We start from the raw sequence: 1,804 nt of genomic DNA, 5'->3' as shown, positions 1-1,804 counted from the left end.
GGCAAACCCGCTCACTTGCAAGAGAGTGAGATCACCCTGATTGAGGGGAAGATAATCCGAATGGCAAGGGCGTCACTGGCTAACGGTGGGGTCTGAAGGAAGCCATAGGAAGTTAGAAGTACACAACTAACCGTAACCTGTTTCGGCAGTATTGGTGGGTAAGCGTCCAAAATAGCGCAAAGCCCGATACTCAGTCAGACCAATACTGTGCTTGAGGGTGGCATTTCTAACAGGGAGTCAGTGTAATAACTGGGGAAGCCTGACATTGCATCCAATCAGATTGATTGGACATATTATCTCAAGAGGTGACTCAAGGTTAATGTGAGTGTGAGGTGGCAGATGAACCCGTAGTAGTGAGTAAGGCTAGGCCGATGAAAGCCAGTAATGGTGTGGAGGATAAAACCAAGCCGACTATCAGCACTGCGTTTGATAGAGTCAATTTGAGTCAAAAGCTTCAATTGATTGCGAAGGGGAGAAGTATTCTTAAAGTATATGGAAAGTGTTAAAGATACACTATCGGCTCGCAAGTGCTTTGACGAAAGCAGGCTTAAGATGACGGCTAAACAGAAATGTGGACGCTGAGAATAAAGGGCTGAGCAACGGAGTAATTGCATACCGCTTGGGCAGATTGCCAATAGGCTAGCACACCTAATGTAGCAATGAAGAATCGAACGATAGCATATTGATAACGTTCAGACATATCACAAGCAAAGGCAGGAAATTGAGAGTTTATTACAGCTTGTATCATCAGATGTTGGATATCAACAATCTGTACAAGGGATTCAAAAAGGTAAAAAGTGCCAAAGGAGCAGCCGGAATAGATGGGCAGTCCATAGGGGCTTTTGCTGAGAATTTAGAAATAAACTTAAAACAACTGCAATTTGAACTGCAAACCAAACAATATCGGGCTCATGCTGTCAAACGGGTAGAGATACCCAAAGACGATGGTGGCGTCAGATTGTTAGGTATTCCCGCAGTTCGAGATCGAATAGTACAGCAAACACTATTGAACATACTCCAACCGATTTTCGATCCTGATTTTCATCCATCAAGTTATGGGTATCGTCCAGAGCGAAGTTGTCATGATGCTATTAGTAAAGCGACCGTATTTATGCGTAAATATGATCGGCAATGGGTAGTTGATATGGACCTGTCCAAGTGCTTTGATTTGCTTGATCATGAACTGATCATAAAAAGCATTCAAAGACGAGTGACAGACGGGGCTATTTTAAAACTAATCAATCAGTTTTTAAAAAGCGGAGTAATGATTGGTAAAAACTGGGAAGCAAGTCGGGTAGGGAGTCCGCAAGGAGGCGTGATCAGTCCACTGATTGCGAATATCTACCTTGATGCGTTTGATCAGGAGATGAAAAAGCGCCAGCAGCGAATAGTGCGATACGCTGATGATATCCTGATTCTGTGCAATACAGAAAAAGCTGCACAGAATGCATTAAAGCAAGCGACTCAGATACTAGAAAAAGACTTGAAACTGACAGTTAATACGAGGAAAACCCATATAGCACATAGCGATAATGGGGTTAAATTTCTAGGAGTGGAGATAGGTAGCCGGTATACGCGGATACAAAAATCAAAACTTAAAGGCTTCAAAGTAAAAGTTAAACAGTTAACAAAACGCAATGGAGGCAGTAATTTAGCCGAAGTCATTAAACGGCTTAATCCAGTAGTACGCGGTTTTGTAAACTATTTCAGTATAGCCAATTGCAAACGAGAATTGAAACAACTATCAGGTTGGATAAGGCGAAGATTAAGGGCGGTACAGCTTAAATTGTGGAAGAAACCGAGT

General features: G+C 42.5%; 1 protein-coding gene. It reads left to right on the top strand.

Annotated elements, in window-relative coordinates; genetic code table 11:
* Nucleotides 1-721: 721 nt before the first annotated feature.
* The coding region (gene ltrA / locus KSO91_RS17105) for a group II intron reverse transcriptase/maturase (protein ID WP_238744228.1) at nucleotides 722-1,804 on the top strand (1,083 nt) is incomplete at its 3' end.

This window comes from Psychromonas antarctica (genome assembly GCF_022267535.1).
In the GTDB taxonomy this organism is placed as follows: domain Bacteria; phylum Pseudomonadota; class Gammaproteobacteria; order Enterobacterales; family Psychromonadaceae; genus Psychromonas; species Psychromonas antarctica.
Note: the sequence above shows the minus strand (reverse complement) of the source record. Positions and strands in the feature narration are given on the sequence as shown.